The sequence below is a fragment of the Lactobacillus psittaci DSM 15354 genome, assembly GCF_000425905.1.
GTDB lineage: Bacteria > Bacillota > Bacilli > Lactobacillales > Lactobacillaceae > Lactobacillus > Lactobacillus psittaci.
Window position 1 is genome coordinate 79,567 of sequence record NZ_AUEI01000004.1, and the last position, 23,981, is coordinate 103,547.

A 23,981-nucleotide genomic window follows, 5' to 3' on the forward strand; every position below is an offset into this window, starting at 1 on the left:
AAAAAAACTCACTTTCTATATTCAGGCATGCGCCCTTGTTCGATTTCATCCCTAAGATTCAAATAACTTTCATATCTGCTGTTCTTAATTTTACCCGCATCAAGTAACCGCTTAACTTCACATTTAGGCTCATGTAAGTGTTGACAAGTACGGAATTTACATGCATTACTTGCCGCTTTGAATTCAGTGAAATAATCTCGCAATTCTTTAATTTTAATTGGTGATAAATCGATTGCAGAAAAACCTGGCGTATCAGCAATAAAGCCTTTCCCATATTCAAATAATTGAACGGTTCTAGTTGTATGCTTACCACGATTCAAACTTTGAGAAATCTCTGCCGTTTTTTGACCTGCATCTGTTTTCAAAGCATTAAGCAAGGTTGATTTTCCCGCGCCAGACTGACCAGCTAAAGTCCAAATTTCATTTTCACCAATCTGATTCATTAATCTATTTTCTAGCTCTTCTTTAGAAAAGTAAATAGTGTAACCAATTTCTTGATAATAAGATAAATCATTTTTTATTGAGTTTAAAGTTTCAGCATCTACCAAATCCGATTTAGATAAATAAATTGAAACTGGTACTTTCTGCCAGGCAAAGAAAGTTAAGAATCGATCGAGCAAAGGCAGACTAAACTCTGGCTGAGTTGCAGTCATTACTAATAATACATGACTTACGTTAGCTACAGCAGGTCGGCCAATTCGATTTTTACGTTCATGAACTTTGATTAAATAATTCGTTCCATGATCATCCAATTGGACATCAACTGAATCCCCAACTTGTGGTTTTTCATTACGCTTACGAAAAACGCCACGCGCCCTAGTTCTCACTAGACCGTCTGGCGTTGAAACATCGTAATAACCGGCAATTAAACTAATCACAATGCCGTTAATTATCATTTGTTTATCCTTTCGTTAATAATCGTTGTTCCATCTTTTACAACAATTAAAGTTCCTGTTCCTTTACTAATTTCAAAAGGAATTGAAAAGTTAGTATCTTGTTTAATATATTGATCCCGGTATATGTTCTCAATTTGATGACTATCATCAGCAATATAGATTTGAACATGGTTTCCTTGGCCATTATTAGCATTATTTAAATCATAATCCACTGTAAAACTCTTAGTTATTTTTTCAGAGTTATTAGTTGAACTTTGTTTACCTTTGGAGACGGTCACAGTCAAAGTATCCCCTTTTGATAAAGTACTACCTGGTTCTGGGTTTTGTGTGATTACTAGACCATTATCAATGCTATCTGAATATTGTTCTTCTGTCTTCAAGATTAAACCATTTTCTTGTGCGTAATCCTGTACACTCTTTAACGAATAACCTACTAAATCGCGTAACTTTACGGTTTTACTCTTAGGCTTGCTTTTTTTACCACGAGATACAATTAAAGTAATCGTAGTTTCACTTGCCCCAACCTTTTCTCCTGCAAGAATACTTTGATTAATTACCGTACCTTTAGTTGAGTCAGAATAACTATCTTCACGGCTTACACTAAAACCAAGTTTAGTAAGTTTCTTCTTAGCTTGATTATATGTCAATCCCGTAACATCTGGGACTTCGGTCTTACCAGAACCTGAAGAAATTATCAAATCAACAGTTTGTCCACGCTGAATGGTACTACCTTTATTAGGTAGGCTAGAAATGATATGTCCTTTCTCTACTTTGTCAGAATGCTGATAAGAAACATCACCTATTTCAAGGCCAGCTGCATTTAATGAGTCACGAGCTTGACTTTGTGTAAAGTTGGTTAAATCAGGTACTTGTGTGGAATTTCGACCACCCAAAGCAAGTAATAAAATCAATAGAATTACAATTACACTAAAAATTGAACCCAAAAACCAAAATTTATGTTCATAAAAGTTACGCCAAAAGCCTTTTTTCTGCTTATCAGAAGCTGGCTTCTTATTCTTGGCTTTTTTATCGTTTTGATTAGCTTGACTCATTTCTTCAGCATGATCTTTAATCAAAACAGGTAATACCCTAGTTTCTTCGATATTAGGATCATGTTGCGGTAAAAATACAGGCTCTAATGCCCTTTTGGGATCTAAACTTGTATCCAAATCAGACCTCATGTCGATTACACTACGATAGCGATCTCTTGGATCCTTAGCCGTAGCTTTTAAAACAACATTTTCTAAAGCTTGAGGAACAGCAGGATTTTGTTTAGTTAATGATGGAATTGGTTCGTGAGTGTGCTTTAAGGCAATGGAAATTGGACTATCTCCACCAAATGGAACTTTTCCAGCAATCAATTCGTACAAAATTATCCCTAAAGAATAGATATCTGATTGCTTAGTTACCATTCCACCTCTCGTCTGTTCAGGTGACATATAGTGAACTGAACCCATTGTTGAATTAGTCTGAGTAATAGTACTTTGATTTAAAGCAACCGCAATTCCAAAATCAGCAATCTTAATCTTCCCATTTTCATCGATAAGGATGTTTTCAGGCTTTAAATCACGGTGAATAACATTATGCTTATGAGCTAAGGCTACTGCACTTAGAATTTGGTCCATAATTTTGATAATTAAATCAAATGGCAATGGATAATGATCGTGTAAATATTGGTGTAAATCTGGTCCTTTCACATATTCCATAACCATATATGGAGAACCCTGATCAGTTCCAATATCTAAAACTGAAACAATATTTGGATGGCTCAACTCACTGGTAGCTAAGGCTTCTCTTCTAAAGCGATGTAAAGTTTGAGGATCACGTTGTAAGTCCAGTCGTAAAACCTTCACTGCAACTTTTCTTTGCAAAATAATATCTTCAGCAAGATAGACATTTGCCATCCCACCTTCACCTAAGGTATCAAGAATCTTATAACGTTCCCCAAGCAAATATCCTTGTGTTATCACTTAGGTTCACCGCCTTTGTAAGAAACTAAGCAGACAGTAATATTATCGCCGCCACCTAACCGATTAGCTTCATTAATTAACTTTTTGCATCTATCACTCAATGATAGGCTTTTAGTAGCTAATATCTGATGAATTTGCTCATCCTCAAGTGAATTAGTTAATCCATCTGTACAAAGCAAAATAATATCATTTTCAGCTAATTCTACAATCCTATATTCTGGCTCAACAGTGCTAGATACACCTAGAGCTTGAGTAATGATATTTTTTTGAGGGTGATTTCTAGCTTGTTCCTTAGTAATTTGCCCTAATTTTACAAGTTCATTAACCAAAGAATGGTCTTCAGTTAATTGATTAAACTTTTCACCAGAGTAAAGATAGGCGCGAGAATCACCCAGGTGAGCAATTAAAGCTTGATTTGGAAAACAAATGGCTAAAACTACAGTCGTTCCCATTCCATTTAAATCAGGAAAGCGATCAGCTGTATTTAAAATAGTTTCGTTTTCTAACTTTAATTGAACTTTTAACCATTTTTGTGCCAAATCAGGTTTGGTAAAATCGGTTATTTCAAAGTTATGCCCAAGATGGCTAACTGCCATGGTTGAGGCTACATCACCACCTTGGTGACCACCCATACCATCACAAACAACTGCCATCCTTATTTTGTTTTGATTTGTATATACTTGTACAAAGTCTTGGTTAGTTTTTCGAACTCTACCAATACTTGATGCAAAGGCTGTTTCAATCAAAATCATCATCCTCTTAACTTCATTTTAGCAATATAAAAACCGTCACTTTGATAAGTATCTGGTAAGATTTTCAGACCTGCTTTACTTGAAATTTTGGGTAAATTTATTGCTTGAATCTCAAATTTTGGATTTTGCTTAAGAAACTCTGCAATTACCGCTTCATTTTCTTCAACTGTAATTGAACATGTCGAATAAACTAACTCCCCATTTTTCTTTAATAGCAGTGCAACACTATTTAAAATCTTTAACTGAATTTTAGCAAGATTTTTGATATCATCCATTGTCTTTAGATATCGAATTTCTGGCTTTCTACGTAATAATCCTAAGCCAGAACATGGTGCATCAACTAGTATTTTATCAAATTGACCTTCAGAAAAGTATGTTGAAGCTTTTCTAGCATCTACCGCTTTAGTTTTAATCTTATTGGATAGCTTCATCCTAGTTGCATAATTTTTAACCAATTTTAACTTGTGTTCATGGATATCTAAACAAGTAACGTGGCCACTAGTTAAATTTTCTGCCATTTGCATACTTTTACCACCAGGTGCAGCACATGCATCTAAAATCTCATCATTTTCATGATAATCAAAACAACTTGCAACTAAACTTGCAGCTTCATCTTGAATTGTTACTTGGCCAGATTTAAATAAATCTGTCTTCATGATTGGTTTATCAACGAAGTAGCAGCTCGGACTTAAGCTTGATTCTTCATAGTTAATCTTTAACTTCTGCAATTCATTTAATACCTGTGGCTTGGAAGCATTCTGATTAATTCGAATACAATTTTTAGACCTCTGATTTAAACTAGTTAAAATCTTTTCTGTTCTTTTACTACCCCAATGATTAAGCAAATAATCAGTTAACCACAAGGGCATACTTTCTTTGATACTTAAATATTTATTCAGTGGCTCTTTAGGAGGTAAAATCGCTCCTCTTCTGATAAAAGAACGAAGAATTCCATTTACTAGGCGAAATGCACTAGAATTTTTTCTTCCCATTATCTTAGCTAGCTTATTTGCCTCATCTAAAACCGCCCGATTAGGAATTTTATCTAAAAAAATTAACTGATAAAGCGACATTAGTAATAATGGACGTAAATATCTATCCTTTAACTTGGTTTTCACTAAACCCGTTAACTGATAATCAAGATAGAGCTGATATTGAATTGTGCCATAAACAAGCTCTGTCACTAAGTTTTGATCTTTTACTGATAACTTATTTTTTGACAAAGCACTATTTAAACTTAAGTTTGAATAGCCTTGTGACTCAAAAACTTTAATCAGGGTTTCTAAGGCGACTTGTCTTGCAGTTTTAATCATCAATAATTTTATCTCCTAATGGTAAAGATGCACCTTTACCGTTCATATAAGCAGCTCCACTCATACGCTTCTTACCCATTGGCTGAATTTCAGTTAAATTCAAGACCGTACTATCAGCAAGGCTAACAGCAAAACGCTTCTTTTTATCAACTAAACATCCTGGCTCTAAACTTGTATGATCTTGCCCAATTTCTGCCTTCCAAACTTTGATTCTTTCTCCATTTAACATAAAAAATGCACCAGGATCTGGATTTAATGCCCGAACTAAATTACGAGCTTGGCTTGCTGTCATCTCTGTCTTTATTTGAGCTTGTGCTTTACTAATAGTTGGAGAAAATACTGCTTTACTACTATCTTGTGGAAGTTTTTGACATTCACCAGCAATTATCTTAGGTAAAGTTTTGAGTAACAATTCAGAGCCCAACTTAGCCATTTTTTCAAATAAAGTTCCTGCAGTATCTTCAGGATCAATAGTTAGTTTTTCTTGAGCAAACATATCACCTGCATCCATTTCTTTAACCATTTCCATAATAGTAATGCCAGTTTCTTGATCACCATTAAGTAAGGCATATTGAATTGGTGCACCACCGCGGTACTTAGGCAAAAGTGAGCCATGAACATTAACTGCAGCGATTTTGGCAGAATTCAAAAACTTGGTTGGTAAAAACTGACCATATGCTGCAGTCACAATTAAATCTGCATTTAAGTCCATTAAAGTTGTTAAATCATCAGATTTCGAAAGTTTTTCTGGTTGAAATACATTTAAATTATTTGCTAAAGCCAATTCTTTTACTGGAGAAGCTGTTATTTTTTGCTTTCTACCAACTTTTTTATCAGGTTGGGTAACTACAGCTTTAATCTCATAATCGGAATCGATTAACCCTTTTAAAACAGTTGCACCAAAATTGGGGGTTCCTAAAAAGATAATTGAGGTCATGTCTTCTCTCCTTCTACATAATACGATTTGGTTGATTATCAATATAAATATTTAGTCCATACTTTTTCTTTTCTTGTGCTGCATCTTGTATTTGATGCAAAATTGCCTTTAATTTAGGCTCATGTTTATATTTTACCAGGATTTGATAATAATATAGATTTTTAATTTTAGAAATTGCACTTGGTGTTGGTCCTAAAATTATAGTTGGTTGATGCAACTGATGCATTAACTGTCTTTTAATAATAAATGCTTCTTTAGCTGCATTTTGCTCATTTTTACTTGCAACAGAAATTAAAGTCGTAAAGAAAAATGGTGGATAATTGCCCTGATACCTAATTTTCATTTCAGTTTGATAAAATGCTTCATAATCCTGACTTTGAGCTAATTTAATAGCATAGTGGTCTGGATTAAATGTTTGAATTAAAACTTGGCCCTTTTTTTCCGCTCTTCCTGCACGTCCTGATACTTGGGTCAATAATTCAAAAGTCTTTTCACTAGCATTATAATCTGGCAGATAGAGTCCTGTATCAGCATTTATCACCCCAACTAAAGTTACATTAGGGAAATCAAGCCCTTTCGCAATCATTTGAGTACCCAAAAGGATATCTGCTTCATGACGTCCAAAGGCATCAAGAATTTTTTTGTAACTTCCCTTTCTTCGAGTTGTATCAACGTCCATCCGTAAGACCTTGGCAAGTGGTAATAATTCATTCAATTCACTTTCAACTTTTTGGGTTCCCGTACCTAAAAAGCGAATAGCCTTACTATGGCAATTGGGACATTTATTAGGAATAGCTTCATGGTAACCACAATAATGACAAATCATCTGCCCAACATCTCTATGCATTGTTAAAGATAAATCACAATTTGGACATTCTAAAACAAAGCCACAATCACGGCAAAGCATAAAATTAGCATAGCCTCTTCGGTTTAGTAATAAAATCACTTGTTGTTGCTGACTAATTCTAGTTTTGATTGCATCGACTAGTTCACTAGTTAAATCGAATTGACTCCCAGCAAATTCCGATTTTCTTAAATCAATAATTTTAACCTCAGGCAGAGCTTGCTTATTTGCTCGCTTTTTTAATGTTAATAAATGATAACGCCCTTTTTGTGCCCTTGCTCTTGAATCAAGAGATGGAGTAGCACTACCTAAAATTAAAGGTGCATGATGATATTTACTGCGCCAAATTGCCACATCACGAGCATGATAACGTGGTGTATCTTCTTGTTTATAAGAACTTTCATGCTCTTCATCAATGATAATAATGCCAATATTAGTAAGTGGCGCAAAAATTGCACTTCTGGCTCCAACAACTACTTTTGCTTCTCCTCTGCGAATTCGGCGCCATTCATCGTATTTTTCACCCTCAGATAAAGCCGAATGCAAAACCGCAACTTCCTTACCAAAACGGGCATGGACTTGTTTAACCATTTGCGGAGTCAATGAAATTTCAGGTACCAACATCAAGGCATTACGCCCTACTTTTAAGCTTTGACTAATTGCATGCAAATATACTTCCGTCTTACCACTACCAGTAACACCTTCGAGTAAAAAAGTTTCTGCTTCTTGCTGTTCAATTTTTTGATTAATTTGTTTTAAAGCAGCAGCTTGTTCATCATTCAAGTTAACTGGCTTTATTTTTTGATTTTCGTATTCTCTTAAAGGATTACGATAGGTCTCAACTAATTTACTTCTAAGCCAACCTTTATGACAAAAGTTTTTTAAAGTTTCTGTCTTGATGCCAGCTTGGGCCAAAATTGATTGGCGCAAAGGGAATTTTCCAAAGTTGGTTAAAATAAAGTTGATTAATATTTGTTGCTGCTTGGCATTTTTCCTTATTTCTTTGGTCAAATCTTGATATTGTTCTTTTGTAAAAACGAGATTATAACACTTCTCGAGTTTTTCTTTTGCTTGATTTTCAACTAAATATTCAATCTTTGCCTTTCCAGCTTTAATTAACGATTTCAAGCTAATTATAATCTTTAAATCTTCTTTGCCAGTTAATTCAAAAATCCCATTAGTAAATAATGGATTATCAACACCAGAAGAAGCTGTAACAATTTTACGATAATTTGCACGCATCACTCGTGGTAGCATTGTTTTCAGAATTGAAATTCGATACGCAAAAATGTTGTCAGCCAGATATTGTGATAACTCAACTAATTCAGGGGTCAATGGAGCTTGCTCATCAACCACTAAAAGCAATTTCTTTAATTTACCCTGATAATTAGTTTGATTAACTAAGTTAACAACAAACCCCTGAACCTTTCTTCTACCAAAGGGGACAACAACTCTACTACCAATTGTTACGTCATCAAGTTCAGGCGGTATCAAGTATTCAAAAACATGATCAGTTTGCTGAGAGGCTACATCAACAATAACTTGTGCAATCAAAAAAATCACCTGCTAAAAAAGACCTTCATCCATAAAGAATGAAGGTCAGTTAATTAATCTACTTTTGTCTTACGATCTGGATCAATTACCACTTTACCAGCAGCAATTTCTTCAAGTGCTTGACCTAAAGCCTTAGAAGATTTGAAATGATCTAAAGCCGCAGGGTCTCCTGCTTCTAATTCATGTGCTCTCTTAGAAGCAAGAACAGACAGAGAATATCTTGAATCAACCTTTTCTAATAGCTTATCAATTGATGGATATGTAATTTTCATAATTAGTCCTCCTCAACCATTTTACGATATGAATCAATTACACGCTTAACACTTACATGCTCAGCTTCAACAATTGCCTTAATATGACTGACAGCATTAGCAACTGTATCATTTACTACTGCATAATCATAATCAGACATCATCATAATTTCCTTACGAGCTTGCTTCATTCTGCCTTGAATAACTTTTTCAGAATCAGTTCCACGATGTACAAGGCGATGCTTTAGTTCATGCAAATCAGGCGGTGTTAAGAAAATAAATACACCATCTGGCATTTGCTCACGAACTTTTTGGGCACCATTTACATCAATTTCTAGCAAAACATCTTTACCTTCAGACAGCATTTTTTCTACGGGCTTTAATGGGGTACCATAATAGTTGCCCACATATTCATTATACTCAATTAGCTCACCTTGGTTAATGGCGTCTTTAAAGCGATCAACACTAACAAAATAATAATCAACTCCATCAACTTCACCAGGACGAGGCTTTCTTGTAGTCATTGATACAGAATACTCAAAAGGAAAAGCCTTTTGCTCTACAATTGCACTTTTAACTGTACCTTTTCCAACACCTGAAGGTCCTGAAAGGACCAATAATAAACCTTTATTAACCATGACTGCTCCTAATTAACATTAATACATCTATAATGCACTAAAACTTCAACTTTTTCAAGCTTACTTGGCTTTTATAGGTCTCGAAAATTTGTTCGAAAAAAGTCTTGCTAATAAAAACTTTTGTTCGTATAATAAAATTAATTCAAACGAGCGTTCGTATAAATTACTAACTAAGACAAATTATGGAGAATACATTTATGTTTAAAGTTGCAAAGAATATTAAAGACCAGTTTAGCCATGCTTATCACTACTTATTTAGCTACGACTCTGAGAAATTAGCAATCTATAGTCAATCGAATACTGGCATTTTAGTCAGATTAGGCTCTGCTTTACTAAAACGCAATATTATTTTAATTAGATTTGCTAATGGGCATACTGCCATTGGAGTGATTATCAAACGTGTTTCAAGACATAGATTCGTGCTTGCTGACTACGACCATAAAGTTTATCGAATTGTTAATGTTAATGATATTTTTAGAGTAGATTTATGCTAAAAAAGTAATCCCGTGATGGATTACTTTTTGTTTTCTTGACTTCTTTTAATTAAATCACGAGCATTTTGTTCAGCGGCTGCTGTCACATTCATTCCTGCCATCATTTGAGCAATGGCTGTTACACTTTCTTTTTCTGATAATGAATGAACTTCTGTAAAGGTTGTTCCGTTTTCAACATGTTTTTCAATCTTATAACGATAGTCACTGCTTGCAGCCACCTGAACAGAGTGAGTAATAGCAATTACTTGCTTCTCTTGACCAATTGAATGCATTTTTTTACCAATTGCAGCCGATACTCTGCCAGAAACACCTGTGTCAATTTCGTCAAATACCATTGTTCCTACAGGTTCAACCTTTGAAAAGATGGTCTTAAGTGCCAAAATGAGTCGAGATTGTTCCCCGCCAGAAACAATTTTTACTAATGGCATTAAATCTTCGCCTGGATTGGGAGCAATATAAAATGCTACTTCATCTAACCCCTTATTAGTAAAGGTCTTAGCAGGAGTTATTCTAATAGAAAATCTAGCTTTTTCCATGAATAAGTCAGCTAATTCTTGTTTAATATCTTTTTCTAGCTTCAAGCCTGTCGCAACTCTAACCTCATGAATTTGACCGGCAATTGATTGCATCTTTGTTTCCAAATTGTTAATTTCAGCCTTAATTTTAGATTCATCAAGCCCCCCAACTTCAAATTGACTTAATTCCCGGTCTACTTTTTCATAGAATTTAAAGACATCACTTAACTCTGGACCATATTTCTTCTTTAAATTATTGAGAGTATCTAATCTAGTAGTTACATATTGAAATCTTTCTTCATCAAAATCTAGATTATCCATGATGTCGCCAAGTTCTGAACGAGAATCATTTAAAGAATAAACTCCATCAGCAAGTGACTGGGCCATATTTTTAAAGTCAGAGCCATAATCAGCTAACTCGTCAGCCGCAGTTTGGGCATTGCCAAGTAAACTGGTTAAACCATGTTCATCATCATCGAAAAGCTGCATTAAGTAATTCGCAGTTTCACCAATCTTTTGATAATTATTAAGCTTACTAAATTCATTTTCCAGTTTTTCATCTTCATCTGGATCCGTTAAATTGGCTGAATCTAGTTCCTGTTTTTGAAACTTCAAGATATCTTGTCGCTGAGCGATTTCTTGAGCATCTTTCTGTAAATGGGCCAGCTTTTCAGATAATTTTTGCCATTTAGAATATAAATCCTGATATTGCTTTAATTTGATTTTTAATTCATCTGAAGCATAATCATCCACTAAGTCAATCTGATTGTCCTGATTCATTAAAAATTGTTGATCACTTTGGCCATGAATATCTACCAAATATTGTCCAATCTGTTTTAAAACTGTAATAGTTGTTAGTTGGCCATTTATTCTAATAATATTGCGACCCTTATTTGATAATTCGCGACTAATTATTAAATCATCCCCATCAAGAGGCAAACCATAATCATCACATAAATTTTCAACTAAAAATCGTTGACTATTTGATAAAGTGAATAAACCAGTCACAACCGCTTTTTTTTCACCAGTCCGAATCATTTCACTTTGAGCACGGTGACCTAAAAGCAAAGATAAAGCATCAATTAAAATTGACTTACCTGCACCTGTTTCACCGATCAAAACAGTCATATTTTTTTGAAACTTAATTTTTAAGTTTTTAATAATGGCAAAATTAAGTATATCTAGTTCGACTAACATGCTCTTCTCCTAAAGTTGATTTACTGCTCGAGCAATAACATCTTGAACATTTCCGTGCCATAACAGTTGACTCGGCTGAGTACTGTTTTTCTTTAAGTGAATTAAGAATTCAATATTACCCTTACCACCCTTAATTGGTGAATAATCAATTCCTAATACATCAAATCCTATATTCAAGGCGGACTCAATTGTATGTTTTACTACGGCTTCATGGACTGCATGATCACGAACAATTCCATTCTTCCCAACATTTTCTGGTCCAGCTTCAAATTGTGGCTTTATTAAACAAACAGCATCACAATTATCCTTCAAAATTTCATACATTGGTGGCATAATCAAATCCAATGAAATAAATGAAACATCTGTCATCGCAAAATCAGGTAAGCCTTCAATAAAGTCAACTGGTTTAGAATATCTAAAATTTTGACGTTCCATGACAATAACCCGTGAATCATCGCGCAATTGCCAAGCTAATTGATTGTAGCCAACATCCAAGGCATATACCTTTTTAGCACCATTTTGTAAGGCAACATCAGTAAAACCGCCAGTTGATGCCCCAATATCTAAGCAAAGCTTATCTTTCAAATTTATTTGAAAGACTTTTAGCGCTTTTTCTAATTTAAAGCCACCCCGAGAGACATATTTATTTCCATCATCTTTGATAAAAAACTTCTCATCTTCTGGAAATTTATCGCCAGCCTTATCAATTCTTTGGTGTAAATGATCTGTAACTAAACCAGCCATAATTGCTCTCTGAGCTTGAGAACGGGAATTAAAATACCCTTTTTTAGCTAAAATGATATCTGCACGTTCTTTCCCCATTACAACACCTTTTGATATAAATCTAAAAATCCTGCTAAAACTTCACCGTCAACTAAGTTTAAATCAGCCTGAGCTAAATTAATTAATTTCTTCAATTCAATCCTACTTTGATCTGCACCTAAAAGAGTTAAGGTATTATTCTTACCTTCTTCTTGATCCTTATGGGTTGCTTTACCAGCTTCTTGTTCACTTTGAACTATATCAACTAAATCATCATAGATTTGGTATGCTCGGCCAAACCGGCGACTAAAGTCAACTAATTTTTCTTGTAAATCTTTACTTGCTTGAGCATAAATAGTGGCCATTTTTACACTAGCTTCAATTAAACAGCCAGTTTTCAGCCATTCCATTTGGTTAATGAAATTAGCATCATTTTTTACACTATCGTTATTTGTAGCGTCTATATCTAAATATTGTCCGCCAGCCATTCCATTAGGGCCAATTGCTTCTGCAATCACTTGAACCATTTGGCTATTTTGTGATGCTTCCGCAATCCACTGAATTCCCATCGGTAAAAGAGCATCTCCAGCAAGTATGGCTTGAGCTTCACCCCATTTTTTATGTGAGGTTAACTTTCCACGACGATAATCATCATTATCCATTGCTGGTAAATCATCATGAATAAGTGAATAAGTATGAATTAATTCAATTCCACAAGCAATCTTAATCGCTCTATCATCAATTTCTTGCTTCAAGCTATCAAGTGTTGCGAGAAATAATAAAGGACGTAAACGTTTACCACCTGCCATCACAGAATACTTCATTATTTCGGCAAACATCTTATTTTGAATTTCTACTGATAAGTGATCAGCTAAGAAACTATCTATTTTTGGTTGATATTGCTTATAAAAGTCTTGAAAATTTGTCATATTATTCCTCTGGTGCACTGGCATTCTTTGGATCTAATTCTTTTTCACTACCGTCTTTGTCAATTAACTTAGCAACTGTTTCTTCTGCCTGTGTTAACTTCTTTTCAAGATCGCGGCTAATTTTTACTCCAGCTTGAAATTGAGTTAATGCATCATCAAGCGGTACATTGCCGTTTTCGAGATTAGTGACAATTTTTTCCAATTCAGCTAATTGTTCTTCAAAATTATTTTTCTTCGTTGGCATTTGTTTTCTCCTTAATGTCTAAAATCTCCGCGCTTGCTAAACCATCTTTGAAATGTAAATTAATTTTCTGACCTTCATCCAAATCATGAATAGTCGTAATTGTTTTGCCATCTTCCTGACTAGTATAAACAAAGCCTCTAGCTAAAACTTTTAAGGGACTAATATCATCTAAAGTTGTAATCAACTGTTTAAAATTATGCCTTTTATCCTTCAAGAAGTTCTCAATTGCTAAGTTTAAATTACGAGTTAAATATTCTGTCTTTTGGCTCATTTGTTCAATTTGACGAGTTGGCGACTTAGAAATGAGGCGCTGATTGGTTAGCTTTACTAGCTGCTTATTATTATGAAGAGTCTGTTGCATCACCTGCTCAAGACGTGTTTTTAATAAATCCAAACTTTGAGCTTGTTGATCGTATAACCGCATAGGCTCACGAATAATAACTGAATTTTTAACTCTTTGTAAACGTTCTTTGCGCTGACGAATTATCATTTGCATACTAGCTAACAATCTACTTTGTAATTGGTGGATTCCAGCAAGTTCATCAGCTAAATTAGGAGTTGCGTATTCAGCAGCTGCTGTTGGCGTTGCAGCACGAACATCGGCAACTAAATCACATAAAGTAGTATCTGTTTCATGCCCTACAGAACTAATAACTGGAATTGGCATGTTATATACAGCTCGAACCACTTCTTCTTCATTAAACGGCCACAAGTCTTCTAAAGATCCTCCACCACGACCAATGATCATTACATCATAGTTATCAATACGAGCCTTAATTTGATCCATAGCAGCTACTAAACTAGCACTTGCTTTTTCACCTTGAACAATAGCCGGATATAAATCAATTTCAGCATGCGGAAACCGTCGATTAGCTGTAACCATAATATCATGAATCACCGCACCAGAAGCACTAGTAACAACTGCAATTTTATCAGGAAAACGTGGCAAACGGCGTTTATGTTCTGAATTAAACAATCCTTCTTTAGAAAGCTTTTCTTGCAACTGACGCAAGCGTTCATATAATTCACCTAAACCCGCTGGTTCCATTTTTTGAACATAAAATTGATAAGATCCTTGAACACCATAGACTCCAACGTATCCAGTCACATAGACTTTCATACCTTCTTCAGGTTTGAACTTCATCTTTTCAAAATCAGAACGAAACATTACGGCATTAATCTTTGATTTTTCATCTTTAAGCGAGAAGTATTGGTGTGAATTCCGTCTAAACCTAAAATTAGACAATTCCCCCTCCAAAAATACTTTATGAAGATAAGGATCATTTTTAAATTTTTGCGTAATATAGTAATTTAAATCAGTAACACTTAAATATTTACTTTCCGCAGTCATTTTGTCTCCTTGTGAGTGCTACAACTTGTTCCATCAAGCTCTCTACAGTTAATGGACCCACACCACCAGGTACCGGAGTAATGAAACTAGCCTTTTCTTTGACTTTTTCAAAGTCAACATCACCCATCAAATGCCCATCAACACGATTCATACCAACATCAATAACAATTGCGTCTGGTTTAACCATATCAGCGGTAATCAAATTAGCTTTTCCGACTGCCACTACTAGAATATCTGCTTTTCTGGTAAATTCAGCTAAGTTTTGCGAATGTGAATGTAGAATTGTTACGCTAGCATTCTTTTCTAAAAGCAAAGCCGCAGTAGGTTTTCCTACAATATTACTTCTACCAACAATCACAGCATTTTTACCTTCAACGTTAATCTCATAATCTTCCAACAAATGGATAATTCCACATGCAGTTGCTGGTAAGACAAAATGTGTCCCTTGCCATAAGCGCCCAATATTAGCACTAGTCAAAGCATCTACATCTTTTTCGGGACTTATTGCTTCAATTAAATGATCACTATTAATATGCTTAGGAACCGGTAATTGAACCATTACTCCATTAATATCAGGATTTTTATTTAGTTTAGCAATTAGCTCTAAAGCTTCTGATTCAGTAGTTTCAGCTGACATTTGATAGATATCTTGTTTAATCCCTAATTTTTCTGCCCGTCTTTTCTTTGTAGCAACGTATATTTTACTAGCGGGATCATCACCAATATTAATTACGCAAAAATGTGGAATTATTCCCTTATCATTAAATGTCTTAACAGTTTCTTTAACTTTTGCTGCACGTTTATTCGCTACAGCTCGACCATCTAAAATTTTTCCCACCATAAATCTCCTTCTTGTTACAAAAAAAGCCGGCAAATGCCGGCAAAAATTACTTGGTTGGCATAAAATTAGCCAAAATTCCATTTATAAATGATTTTGATTTAGGATCATCAAATTCTTCACAGAGAATCAATGCTTCATTAACAGCAGCAACTGGGGTAATTACTGTACTATGTTTAATTTCATAGATTGCAACTTCCATTATTGCTACTGAAATACGATTAATTCTCTCAAATCTCCAGCCCTTTTTTAAATGTTTAGAGATTAATGCTTGTAAATCTCCACGTTCATTTAAAACACCGGTAAGAATTTCAAGAGCATAAGCAGGAAGAGCTTTTAAATCCAAGCTTTTAGCAGTTCTTGCTTCTACTTCTTCAATAGTCAAATCTGGTTCCTCATTTGCGAGGAAAACCGCTTGCATAGCAATTCTACGACTATCGTGTTGTGTCATTACTCTCCATCCTTTTCTGACTTAGGAAATAATTCTTTTTGGTCTTTTTCACCATCTAGCTGTGCCTTTTCTTCAGGAAAAACTAAACCAACTACATGAATATTAATTTGAGATAATTTCAAATCTGTCATTTGTGTAATTTGTTTAGATAGGCTAGCTTGAATTTTAGCGGCTACTTGAGGCACATTGACGCCAGAATCAAAGTAAGAGTAAACATCGGCAACCAAGTTTTGATCATGATCAACAGATACAGCGACGCCTTTACCACGATCTTCACGTCCTAAGACCCAGTTCAACCCAGACTTAAGACTTCCACGCATCGCAGCAACACCATCAACCTTCTGAGCAGCAATTGCTAAAATAATTTCAAGCACGCTTAAATCAATCTTGATTTCATCACCAGCATCGTTACTGGTCAAAAGAATTGTTGAACTTTCAGCCATAATTTTTACCTCGTAAAACTACTAAAAATTACTTGTTTGCACGTGATACATAACTACCATCAGCAGTGTTAATAGTTAAAATATCACCTGCATTAATAAAGAATGGAACGTTAACAACTAAGCCGGTTTCCATTGTAGCAGGTTTACCACCACCTGAAGAGGTATCACCACGAATACCTGGTTCAGTTTCAGCAACTTCAAGGTCAACAGTATTTGGTAAATCAATTCCCAAAGTTTCGCTACCGTGCATGATAACGTTAACTTCCATATTTTCCTTCAAGAACTTAGCTTCACGATCAACTTCTGCGTTTGGAATTTCAAGTTGTTCGTAAGTATTCATATCCATAAATACATAACTTGAGCCATCGTTATATAAGTATTGCATTGGCTTAGTTTGAATATCAGCTGTGTTAACTTTTTCAGTTGAACGGAAAGTATAGTCTTGAACTGCACCTGTTCTTAAGCTCTTTAATTTAGAACGAACAAATGCACTACCTTTACCTGGCTTAACGTGTTGAAATTCGATAATTCTCCATAAATCATTATTGTGTTCAATAGTTAATCCGTTTTTGAACTCATTAACTGAGATCATTGTCATAAGTAATCCCTCATTTCTACTTAAATATCTTACCAATTATAGCAAGATATTTCCATATAATTAATAATTTATAAAACAATCAATTTTTCTTTAGGTAAGGTTGATAACACTTTTGGTTCTTGATTACAGATTAAAACATCATCTTCAATTCGAACTCCACCTTTATCAGGCAAATAAATACCAGGTTCAACAGTAATAACCATATTATTAACTAACTTTTGCTGTCTAAATGGTAGAGCTGGCATACATAATTCATGAATCTCAAGGCCAATTCCATGACCTATTCCATGGCCAAAGTACTGACCGTACCCTTGCTTTTCAATGTAACTGCGGGCTGCAAAATCAACATCTTTACCAGTATTACCAACTTTAGCAGCTTCAATACCCAATTTTTGGGCATCACGGACAATTTGATAGATTTTTTCTAGTTCTGAATCGACATCACCAATTGCTACTGTTCTGGTAATATCAGCTGCATAGCCATTATAAAAAGCTCCAAAATCAATAACTACCAAGTCACCTTTTTCAATTAGTTTATCACTAGCCACACCATGAGCCCAACTAGAACGCACACCTGAAGCAATAATTGTATCAAATGATGGACCATCACCACCATTCATTTTAAACAAATAGTCTAATTTAGCTCCAATTGTCCGTTCACAAGCACCTGGCTTTAAATCAGGTAAAATTGCTTTAAAACTTTCCATTGAAATATTAATAGCTTCTTGAATATTTTCAAGTTCAAGCTCATCTTTAACATTTCGAACTTGTTCAACTAGCTCTTCAACTAGAACAAAAGTTATTTCAGGACAATTTGCCTGTAAGTTTTCAAAATTAGTAGCCGAAATAAATTCGCCCTCAATTAAAACTCGACGTGCATTTAATTGTTTAAGTACTTTACTAATTTCAGGTACATCACCGTCTCGTTTCATAATTGCGGTTAATTCACCACTTGCCTGCTTTTTAATTTGACCAGCAAAGCGTGAATCCGAAAGTAAATATCTATCACCACTAGCTGTCAAAATCAATTGTGCTTCTTCACCAGTAAAGTTAGTTAAATAGCGATAATTTGCCTGATTAAAAATAAGCAAACAGTCGGCATCTTTTTGCTTAATTAAATTGCAAACAGACTTAATTCGATTTGAAGTTAAAGTTAATAATTTTTGCTCACCGTTCATAGTGTTAAACCTCATAGATAAAAAAAGACTGAAGACCTAAACGTCTTCAGTCTGCAAAAAAGTCTTATTTTGCTTCTTCAACTGGGTAAACAGAAACTTGCTTTCTGGTCTTACCAAGACGTTCGAATTTAACAACGCCATTTACTAAAGCAAATAAAGTGTCGTCGCCACCAATTCCAACGTTCTTACCTGGGTGGATCTTAGTACCACGTTGACGGTAAAGGATAGAACCTGCGTTAACTGTTTGACCATCAGCACGCTTTGCGCCAAGACGACGACCAGCTGAGTCACGACCATTGGCAGTTGAACCACCACCCTTGTGGTGGGCAAATAAGTTCATAGTTGAGAAAGTATTCATCATCATAATATTATTCACCTCTTATTAAGCTTCAATGCTTTCGATAGTTACCTTAGTGTAAGGTTGACGGTGACCATACTTAGTGTGTGAGTGCTTCTTAGGCTTGTACTTGAAAGTTACAACCTTCTTTTCCTTACCTTGCTTTTCCACTTTAGCCACAACTTTTGCACCTTCAACTAATGGAGTACCAACTTTAACGTCTTTACCATCAGAAACAAGGATTACTTGATCAAAAGTTACTTTTTCGCCAGCTTCAACATCAAGCTTTTCTACAAATACACTGTCGCCCTTAGCAACTTTGTATTGCTTACCACCGGTCTTAATTACTGCGTACATTTGTACACCTCCATAAAAAATACTTAGACTCGCCAAACGAGGTGCCGTCAAGTAGCAACGGACTTTTAACCCCGCATGTGCGGTTGCAGATGTGAGGTTTCACAAATACAACTCTTTTAGTTTACTACCCTTTACTAGTTTTTACAAGAGAAAAACTCTCTATCTCAATAATAATTTAGACTGCACTACCTAGAGTAAAAGTAATAATTCCCGTTAAAACGCCAGTAAAAATATTGCGAAAAATGGCTTTTTTTACTGAAGCTTCACTATTTAACGTACTAATAAAGGCATTTAAAGCTAATGATACTATCATTGCACAAAGGGTAATTGGAATTCTCAAATTCATTGGTGATAAAGTCATTGCGCACAATGGAATAATAGCACCGGCAATAAAAGAGAAAAATGAACTTAGGGCTGCGCTAATTGGCGTTAGACCATCATTTTCTTTAAATTTCAAGTCATCATCAACAAGCTGATTTTCCATTTTCTTCATCAAAATATCTCTTTGCGTAGAAACGGACATCCATTCTCCGCCAGCCATTGAACAAGCCCCAGCCAAAGTCCCAGAAAGACCAGCTATTAACAAGGTCTTACTGTCTAAGTTAGCACCACTAGCTCCTAAAACAATTCCAGAAACCGAAATTATCCCGTCGTTTGCGCCTAAAATACCAGCTCGTATAATGTTTAATTTATCCCAAAAACATTGAGATTTGATCTTTAAAAATTGGCCAAGTGCAAATGTATTTTTCAATATATATTCTCCTGTACTTAATTGCGTTTTATAAAATTGGTCTAGCAATTAAATTAACATCTTTGTAATCGTTTATTTTAGCCGTATCATGTGGAAATGCCGTGGAAACGGCTTTTTTTATTACCCAATACCGCCAGACATGTTGAGCTGTATGAGTCGATTAAGTTCTACTGCATACTCCATTGGTAATTCTTTCGTAAATGGCTCAACAAAGCCCATGACAATCATTTCTGTTGCCTTTTCTTCACTAATTCCGCGACTCATTAAATAATAAAGCTGCTCTTCAGAAATCTTCGAAACTTTCGCCTCGTGCTCCATTGATACATTTGAATTCAAGACTTCATTGAATGGAATAGTATCACTTGAAGACTTATCATCCATAATGATTGTGTCACATTCAACATGGGCAAATGAACCATCACAATGTTCGTTAAAACGAATATGGCCCCGGTAATCGGCAATACCGCCATCTTTACATAGGGACTTGGAAACAGTACTTGAATAAGTATTTTTAGCGTTATGAACCATCGTAGCACCAGTATCAGAATCAATATTTTTACCGGCAAAGGCGATTGATAACATATTTCCATGGGCACCTTGTCCATTTAAGTAGATACTTGGATACTTCATCGTTACCTTTGATCCCAAGTTACCATCGACCCATTCCATAGTTGCATTTTCTAAAGCTTGCGCTCTTTTAGTCTCTAAACTATAGACATTGTTCGACCAGTTTTGAATCGTTGTGTAGCGGCAATATGCATCTTTTAAAACATTAACTTCAACAACTGCAGCGTGAAGTGAATCAGCTGAATAATTTGGAGCAGTACAACCTTCAACATAGTTCACGTGTGCGCCTTCATCAACAATAATTAAAGTTCTTTCAAATTGCCCAGAATTTCCCGCATTAATTCTGAAATAACTTTGAATTGGTGTTGGACAACTAACGCCTTTAGGTACATAAATAAAAGTACCACCCGACCAAACTGCTGTGTTTAAGGCAGCTAACTTATTGTCACTAGCTGGAACTAACTTTCCAAAATATTTCTTAACTAAATCAGGATGCTTTTGTACTGCAGTATCAGTATCCATGAAGATAATTCCCATATCTTCAAACTGCTTGCGCATATTGTGATAAACAACTTCTGATTCATATTGGGCACTGGAACCAGCTAAATATTTTCGTTCAGCTTGAGGCACACCCAATTTATCAAAAGTCTTTTTAATATCTTCTGGCACATCTTCCCATTTACGAGCAACAAAATCACTGTCACGTCTGAAATAGTTAATGTGTTCATAATCAAGCTTGGTTAAGTCTGGCCCAAAAGTTGGTAAAGATAACTTTTTATAGGTTTCGTAAGCAGCTAAGCGAATGTCAAGCATCCACTTAGGTTCATTTTTAGCTGCTGAAATTTTTCTAACAACTTCTTCGCTTAAACCTTCACCAGTTGTATAAATTGGTTCAATATCATCTTTAAATCCATATTGATATTGGCCACCTAGATTTTTTATTGCTTCATCAGTCATTATTTTTGTCCTTCATAATTTTCAATTAATTGATAAATTGCCTTCCATGCTAACGTTGCACATTTAATTCTGGCTGGAAATTCTTTTACACCTTCAAGCATGATGCAGTCACCTAGATGATCTTTTTGAGCTTGGCTAAGTTCATCAGTAATCAAGCTTGAAAAGAGCATTACTTCATTTTTTATTTCAGATATTTCTTGTCCTAAAACATGATCAGTCATTAAACTTGCACTAGCTTGGCTAATCGTGCAGCCATAACCAGAAAAGGCGACATCAACTAACTTATTATCTTTAAAATAGCCATCTAAAACTAAAACATCCCCACAAGAAGGATTATGAAGTTCAACACTTGCATTTTTCTTAGTTAATTGACCATGGTGTCTAGGAGCTTGAGCTGCTTCAACAATGCTTTCGCGGTATAAATCAGTCAAATTAAAGCTCATTTTCCAAAAAACTCCTTTATCTTTTTTAGTGAATTAGCTAAAGCATCTACATCTGAATAATCATTATAAATACTAAAACTTGCTCGCAAGCATGCTGGAATCTTCAAATAATTCATTAGTGGTTCAGCGCAGTGATGCCCAGCACGTAGGCACAAACCATCTGCATCAAGAAAGCTAACTACATCATGGGGATGAACGCCATCTAAGTTAAACGAAATTATGCCATGGTTATGGCCATAGATGGTAATGCCACCAATTTCTTCCAGTTTATTTTTAGCATATTTACTTAAGTCCAAATCGACCTTTTCAATCTTGGTAATTCCTACTTGCTTCAAATAATCAATTGCCACTCCTAAGCCAATCGCACCAGCAACATTTTGAGTTCCAGCTTCAAATTTAAGTGGAGCAGCTTTAAAGTCAGCACTTTGTTCACTAACTTCGTTAATCATTTCTCCGCCATATTCAACAGGTTGCATTTTAGCTAGCAACTCTCTTTTACCAAAAAGCACCCCAATTCCCATTGGGCCAAACATTTTATGGCCTGAAAAAGCATAAAAATCACAATTAAACTTTTTCATATCAAGTACTGTATGAGCAGCTGCTTGGGCGCCATCAACTACCAAATATGCACCAAAATTATGGGTTAATTCAGCAAGTTTACTTATATCAAGAATATTCCCCAAAACATTTGACATATGGTGTAAGGCAACAATTTTTGTCTTTGAATTTAACTTTGCCTCAAAGTCTGCATAATCAAAGTTTAGATCAGCCGTTAAATAGACATAAACTAGCTTAGCTCCAGTTTTTTGAGCAATAATTTGCCAAGGGACCAAATTTGAATGATGTTCTTCAATTGAAATTAAAATTTCATCACCTGGCTTTAAGACTTGCTCGGCAAAACCACTAGCAATCCAGTTAAGCCCTTGAGTCGTCCCTTTGGTAAAAATCACTTCATCTGCTTCAGCATTAATAAAGTCTGCGACTTTTTTTCTAGCCTGCTCATACTCTGCCGTAGCAGCTGCTCCTAACCCGTACAAAGCCCGATGAACATTGGCATTTTGCGTTTGATAATAATTAGTTACAGCATCAATTACACATTGCGTTTTTTGACTAGTTGCTGCACTATCTAAATAAATTAAGTCAGAATTGGCCAATAATGGAAAGTCTGCTTTATAGTTATTTTTCACTAATCTTTCTCTCAATTAAATCACTAAACACTTGTTTTAAATCAGCAGTTGGAATCTCTTCAAGTACTGGCGATAAAAAGCCGCGAATCACAACGCGTTCTGCCATCTTTTTATCAAGGCCGCGGCTCATCAAGTAATAAAGCTGCTCTGGGTTTACTCGGCCAATACTTGCCGCGTGACCCGCCATAACGTCGTTATCATCAATTAGCAAGATGGGATTTGCATCCCCACGTGCACCTTGACTCAGCATTAAGATACGACTTTCTTGTTCAGCGTCACTGCCTTTTGAACCTTTCATAATGTGACCAACTGCATTAAAAATCAAAGTTGATTTATCTAAGCTAACACCATGTTGCAAAATATGACCAATAGTATTGTTGCCATAATTTGTAACGCGGGTATTGATTCCTTGGATTTGACTGTTAGTTGAAATACCCACTGCCTTTAATTCAGCGTGACTACCATCACCAACTAAATCACTATTAAAATCACCCAAAGTTCGGCCATCATTCATCAAGGCCATGGCCCAATCAACTTTGGCATCTTTTTCTAAATAACCCCGACGATTCAAATAAGAAGTAACGTTTTCCGCCAAGTTATCAATACTTGTAAAGTGAACATGACTATTTTTCTTCGCAATTACTTCACAAACAAAGTTAACTTTACTTTTTTCATTGCCTTGACTGGTAAGCTTTTCAATATATGAGAAACTACTTCCTTCATCAACTATTAATAAAACATGGTGAACGTATTCAGATGCTAAAGCGGCTTTTTGCAAATATTCACAAGTCAGCGGAGTTTCAACTTGAACATCTTTAGGTACATAAATAAATAATCCACTTTGTAAATAAGCAACATGTTCAGCTAAAAACTCATCATCACTAGCTTTTAAGCCCTTAGTCATAAAATATTTTTGCACTAACTTAGGGTAATTTTGTAAAGCCTCATGAAAATCCGCCACAATTACCCCTTTTTTGCGATATTCATCAGGGAGGTTAATTTGAGCTAAATTTTCGCCTGCTTGAGCGACATTAGCATTAGCCGTAAAAGTCTCAGTTGGGACAAAATTTCCAGTTAAGTGTAAGTCCCAATCTTTGTATTTTAATTTTTTAAAATCAGGATATGGAGTTTTTCCAATAAGTTGACTAGCTTTTTCGCGAATTTCTTCAAACCAAGTTGGCTCCAAACGCTTTTTAGCTAAAGTTTCTACAGATTCCATTCTTCAGC

Annotated in this window: 26 protein-coding genes and 1 other annotated feature; of the genes, 1 reads left to right on the top strand and 25 read right to left on the bottom strand. The window is 35.3% G+C overall.

What is annotated here, in order from left to right; genetic code table 11:
* Positions 1–8: 8 nt before the first annotated feature.
* The 8 genes from rsgA to gmk are packed head-to-tail and all read right to left on the bottom strand — an operon-like array spanning position 9 to position 9,155.
* Positions 9–896: a ribosome small subunit-dependent GTPase A gene (gene rsgA / locus H628_RS0100365; RefSeq protein WP_027824653.1), complete on the bottom strand. Its 888-nt coding sequence runs from the start codon at positions 894–896 to the stop codon at positions 9–11.
* Positions 893–2,866 (bottom strand): Stk1 family PASTA domain-containing Ser/Thr kinase, encoded by a 1,974-nt coding sequence (gene pknB, locus H628_RS0100370; protein WP_027824654.1) that lies wholly within the window; start codon positions 2,864–2,866, stop codon positions 893–895. The genes rsgA and pknB overlap by 4 nt, the downstream gene beginning before the upstream one ends.
* Positions 2,863–3,612, bottom strand: coding sequence for a Stp1/IreP family PP2C-type Ser/Thr phosphatase (locus H628_RS0100375; protein ID WP_027824655.1), 750 nt, complete (start codon positions 3,610–3,612; stop codon positions 2,863–2,865). Before H628_RS0100375 ends, pknB begins: the two co-directional genes overlap by 4 nt.
* A 5-nt stretch (positions 3,613–3,617) precedes the next feature.
* Positions 3,618–4,931, bottom strand: a complete 1,314-nt coding sequence (gene rsmB / locus H628_RS0100380; RefSeq protein ID WP_027824656.1) for a 16S rRNA (cytosine(967)-C(5))-methyltransferase RsmB — start codon at positions 4,929–4,931, stop codon at positions 3,618–3,620.
* Positions 4,924–5,868 carry a methionyl-tRNA formyltransferase gene (fmt, locus tag H628_RS0100385; RefSeq protein ID WP_027824657.1) on the bottom strand — a complete coding sequence of 315 codons (945 nt, stop codon included), beginning with the start codon at positions 5,866–5,868 and terminating at the stop codon, positions 4,924–4,926. The genes rsmB and fmt overlap by 8 nt, the downstream gene beginning before the upstream one ends.
* A gap of 13 nt (positions 5,869–5,881) precedes the next feature.
* The gene (gene priA, locus H628_RS0100390) at positions 5,882–8,266 is read right to left on the bottom strand and encodes a primosomal protein N' (RefSeq protein WP_027824658.1); all 2,385 of its coding nucleotides are present in this window, start codon (positions 8,264–8,266) and stop codon (positions 5,882–5,884) included.
* A 53-nt stretch (positions 8,267–8,319) separates the two neighbouring features.
* Positions 8,320–8,538 (bottom strand): DNA-directed RNA polymerase subunit omega, encoded by a 219-nt coding sequence (rpoZ, locus tag H628_RS0100395; protein WP_027824659.1) that lies wholly within the window; start codon positions 8,536–8,538, stop codon positions 8,320–8,322.
* Positions 8,539–8,540: 2 nt separating this feature from the next.
* The gene (gene gmk / locus H628_RS0100400; protein ID WP_027824660.1) at positions 8,541–9,155 is read right to left on the bottom strand and encodes a guanylate kinase; all 615 of its coding nucleotides are present in this window, start codon (positions 9,153–9,155) and stop codon (positions 8,541–8,543) included.
* Positions 9,156–9,352: 197 nt separating this feature from the next.
* Between gmk and H628_RS0100405 the strand changes: the two genes are divergently transcribed.
* Complete coding sequence (locus tag H628_RS0100405) at positions 9,353–9,649, top strand: hypothetical protein (protein WP_051237948.1); 297 nt, start codon at positions 9,353–9,355, stop codon at positions 9,647–9,649.
* Positions 9,650–9,669: 20 nt separating this feature from the next.
* Here H628_RS0100405 and recN read toward each other — a convergent pair whose 3' ends face one another.
* The 17 genes from recN to sufD all read right to left on the bottom strand — a co-directional run bounded on the left by recN (position 9,670) and on the right by sufD (position 23,973).
* Positions 9,670–11,361, bottom strand: coding sequence for a DNA repair protein RecN (gene recN / locus H628_RS0100410; protein ID WP_027824662.1), 1,692 nt, complete (start codon positions 11,359–11,361; stop codon positions 9,670–9,672).
* 9 nt (positions 11,362–11,370) lie between these two features.
* Entirely contained in the window at positions 11,371–12,183 is an 813-nt protein-coding gene (locus H628_RS0100415) for a TlyA family RNA methyltransferase (RefSeq protein WP_027824663.1), read from the bottom strand.
* Positions 12,183–13,052 carry a polyprenyl synthetase family protein gene (locus H628_RS0100420; RefSeq protein ID WP_027824664.1) on the bottom strand — a complete coding sequence of 290 codons (870 nt, stop codon included), beginning with the start codon at positions 13,050–13,052 and terminating at the stop codon, positions 12,183–12,185. Before H628_RS0100420 ends, H628_RS0100415 begins: the two co-directional genes overlap by 1 nt.
* A 1-nt stretch (position 13,053) precedes the next feature.
* Positions 13,054–13,296, bottom strand: a complete 243-nt coding sequence (locus H628_RS0100425) for an exodeoxyribonuclease VII small subunit (RefSeq protein WP_027824665.1) — start codon at positions 13,294–13,296, stop codon at positions 13,054–13,056.
* Positions 13,277–14,647, bottom strand: a complete 1,371-nt coding sequence (xseA, locus tag H628_RS0100430; RefSeq protein WP_027824666.1) for an exodeoxyribonuclease VII large subunit — start codon at positions 14,645–14,647, stop codon at positions 13,277–13,279. The genes H628_RS0100425 and xseA overlap by 20 nt, the downstream gene beginning before the upstream one ends.
* Complete coding sequence (locus tag H628_RS0100435) at positions 14,631–15,485, bottom strand: tetrahydrofolate dehydrogenase/cyclohydrolase catalytic domain-containing protein (RefSeq protein ID WP_027824667.1); 855 nt, start codon at positions 15,483–15,485, stop codon at positions 14,631–14,633. Before H628_RS0100435 ends, xseA begins: the two co-directional genes overlap by 17 nt.
* A 49-nt stretch (positions 15,486–15,534) precedes the next feature.
* Positions 15,535–15,936: a transcription antitermination factor NusB gene (gene nusB / locus H628_RS0100440; protein ID WP_027824668.1), complete on the bottom strand. Its 402-nt coding sequence runs from the start codon at positions 15,934–15,936 to the stop codon at positions 15,535–15,537.
* Positions 15,936–16,379, bottom strand: coding sequence for an Asp23/Gls24 family envelope stress response protein (locus tag H628_RS0100445; protein ID WP_027824669.1), 444 nt, complete (start codon positions 16,377–16,379; stop codon positions 15,936–15,938). The genes nusB and H628_RS0100445 overlap by 1 nt, the downstream gene beginning before the upstream one ends.
* A gap of 28 nt (positions 16,380–16,407) precedes the next feature.
* Positions 16,408–16,977: an elongation factor P gene (efp, locus tag H628_RS0100450; RefSeq protein WP_027824670.1), complete on the bottom strand. Its 570-nt coding sequence runs from the start codon at positions 16,975–16,977 to the stop codon at positions 16,408–16,410.
* Between the two features lie 68 nt (positions 16,978–17,045).
* Positions 17,046–18,155 carry a M24 family metallopeptidase gene (locus H628_RS0100455; RefSeq protein WP_027824671.1) on the bottom strand — a complete coding sequence of 370 codons (1,110 nt, stop codon included), beginning with the start codon at positions 18,153–18,155 and terminating at the stop codon, positions 17,046–17,048.
* Between the two features lie 64 nt (positions 18,156–18,219).
* Positions 18,220–18,519: a 50S ribosomal protein L27 gene (gene rpmA, locus H628_RS0100460; RefSeq protein WP_027824672.1), complete on the bottom strand. Its 300-nt coding sequence runs from the start codon at positions 18,517–18,519 to the stop codon at positions 18,220–18,222.
* A gap of 18 nt (positions 18,520–18,537) precedes the next feature.
* The gene (gene rplU, locus H628_RS0100465) at positions 18,538–18,849 is read right to left on the bottom strand and encodes a 50S ribosomal protein L21 (protein ID WP_027824673.1); all 312 of its coding nucleotides are present in this window, start codon (positions 18,847–18,849) and stop codon (positions 18,538–18,540) included.
* Positions 18,850–18,864: 15 nt separating this feature from the next.
* Positions 18,865–18,944, bottom strand: a sequence feature (ribosomal protein L21 leader region).
* Between the two features lie 80 nt (positions 18,945–19,024).
* Positions 19,025–19,600, bottom strand: a complete 576-nt coding sequence (locus tag H628_RS0100470; RefSeq protein WP_027824674.1) for a VIT1/CCC1 transporter family protein — start codon at positions 19,598–19,600, stop codon at positions 19,025–19,027.
* A gap of 120 nt (positions 19,601–19,720) precedes the next feature.
* Complete coding sequence (gene sufB, locus H628_RS0100475; RefSeq protein ID WP_006584929.1) at positions 19,721–21,124, bottom strand: Fe-S cluster assembly protein SufB; 1,404 nt, start codon at positions 21,122–21,124, stop codon at positions 19,721–19,723.
* The gene (sufU, locus tag H628_RS0100480) at positions 21,124–21,567 is read right to left on the bottom strand and encodes a Fe-S cluster assembly sulfur transfer protein SufU (RefSeq protein WP_027824675.1); all 444 of its coding nucleotides are present in this window, start codon (positions 21,565–21,567) and stop codon (positions 21,124–21,126) included. The genes sufB and sufU overlap by 1 nt, the downstream gene beginning before the upstream one ends.
* Positions 21,564–22,769 (bottom strand): aminotransferase class V-fold PLP-dependent enzyme, encoded by a 1,206-nt coding sequence (locus tag H628_RS0100485; protein WP_027824676.1) that lies wholly within the window; start codon positions 22,767–22,769, stop codon positions 21,564–21,566. The genes sufU and H628_RS0100485 overlap by 4 nt, the downstream gene beginning before the upstream one ends.
* A complete protein-coding gene (gene sufD, locus H628_RS0100490; RefSeq protein WP_027824677.1) occupies positions 22,744–23,973 on the bottom strand; it encodes a Fe-S cluster assembly protein SufD in 1,230 nt (409 codons plus the stop codon). Before sufD ends, H628_RS0100485 begins: the two co-directional genes overlap by 26 nt.
* Positions 23,974–23,981: the final 8 nt, after the last annotated feature.

What these genes read in the sequence shown, in the direction of transcription:
- efp (WP_027824670.1), bottom strand. Translation starts at nt 16,977, where the DNA reads ATGACAATGATCTCAGTTAATGAGTTCAAAAACGGATTAACTATTGAA.
- recN (WP_027824662.1), bottom strand. Translation starts at nt 11,361, where the DNA reads ATGTTAGTCGAACTAGATATACTTAATTTTGCCATTATTAAAAACTTA.
- xseA (WP_027824666.1), bottom strand. Translation starts at nt 14,647, where the DNA reads ATGACTGCGGAAAGTAAATATTTAAGTGTTACTGATTTAAATTACTAT.
- fmt (WP_027824657.1), bottom strand. Translation starts at nt 5,868, where the DNA reads ATGACCTCAATTATCTTTTTAGGAACCCCCAATTTTGGTGCAACTGTT.
- H628_RS0100415 (WP_027824663.1), bottom strand. Translation starts at nt 12,183, where the DNA reads ATGGGGAAAGAACGTGCAGATATCATTTTAGCTAAAAAAGGGTATTTT.
- rsgA (WP_027824653.1), bottom strand. Translation starts at nt 896, where the DNA reads ATGATAATTAACGGCATTGTGATTAGTTTAATTGCCGGTTATTACGAT.
- nusB (WP_027824668.1), bottom strand. Translation starts at nt 15,936, where the DNA reads ATGACACAACACGATAGTCGTAGAATTGCTATGCAAGCGGTTTTCCTC.
- sufB (WP_006584929.1), bottom strand. Translation starts at nt 21,124, where the DNA reads ATGACTGATGAAGCAATAAAAAATCTAGGTGGCCAATATCAATATGGA.
- H628_RS0100420 (WP_027824664.1), bottom strand. Translation starts at nt 13,052, where the DNA reads ATGACAAATTTTCAAGACTTTTATAAGCAATATCAACCAAAAATAGAT.
- rplU (WP_027824673.1), bottom strand. Translation starts at nt 18,849, where the DNA reads ATGTACGCAGTAATTAAGACCGGTGGTAAGCAATACAAAGTTGCTAAG.
- rpmA (WP_027824672.1), bottom strand. Translation starts at nt 18,519, where the DNA reads ATGATGATGAATACTTTCTCAACTATGAACTTATTTGCCCACCACAAG.
- sufU (WP_027824675.1), bottom strand. Translation starts at nt 21,567, where the DNA reads ATGAGCTTTAATTTGACTGATTTATACCGCGAAAGCATTGTTGAAGCA.
- rpoZ (WP_027824659.1), bottom strand. Translation starts at nt 8,538, where the DNA reads ATGAAAATTACATATCCATCAATTGATAAGCTATTAGAAAAGGTTGAT.
- H628_RS0100445 (WP_027824669.1), bottom strand. Translation starts at nt 16,379, where the DNA reads ATGGCTGAAAGTTCAACAATTCTTTTGACCAGTAACGATGCTGGTGAT.
- H628_RS0100405 (WP_051237948.1), top strand. Translation starts at nt 9,353, where the DNA reads ATGTTTAAAGTTGCAAAGAATATTAAAGACCAGTTTAGCCATGCTTAT.
- rsmB (WP_027824656.1), bottom strand. Translation starts at nt 4,931, where the DNA reads ATGATTAAAACTGCAAGACAAGTCGCCTTAGAAACCCTGATTAAAGTT.
- H628_RS0100425 (WP_027824665.1), bottom strand. Translation starts at nt 13,296, where the DNA reads ATGCCAACGAAGAAAAATAATTTTGAAGAACAATTAGCTGAATTGGAA.
- gmk (WP_027824660.1), bottom strand. Translation starts at nt 9,155, where the DNA reads ATGGTTAATAAAGGTTTATTATTGGTCCTTTCAGGACCTTCAGGTGTT.
- sufD (WP_027824677.1), bottom strand. Translation starts at nt 23,973, where the DNA reads ATGGAATCTGTAGAAACTTTAGCTAAAAAGCGTTTGGAGCCAACTTGG.
- H628_RS0100455 (WP_027824671.1), bottom strand. Translation starts at nt 18,155, where the DNA reads ATGAACGGTGAGCAAAAATTATTAACTTTAACTTCAAATCGAATTAAG.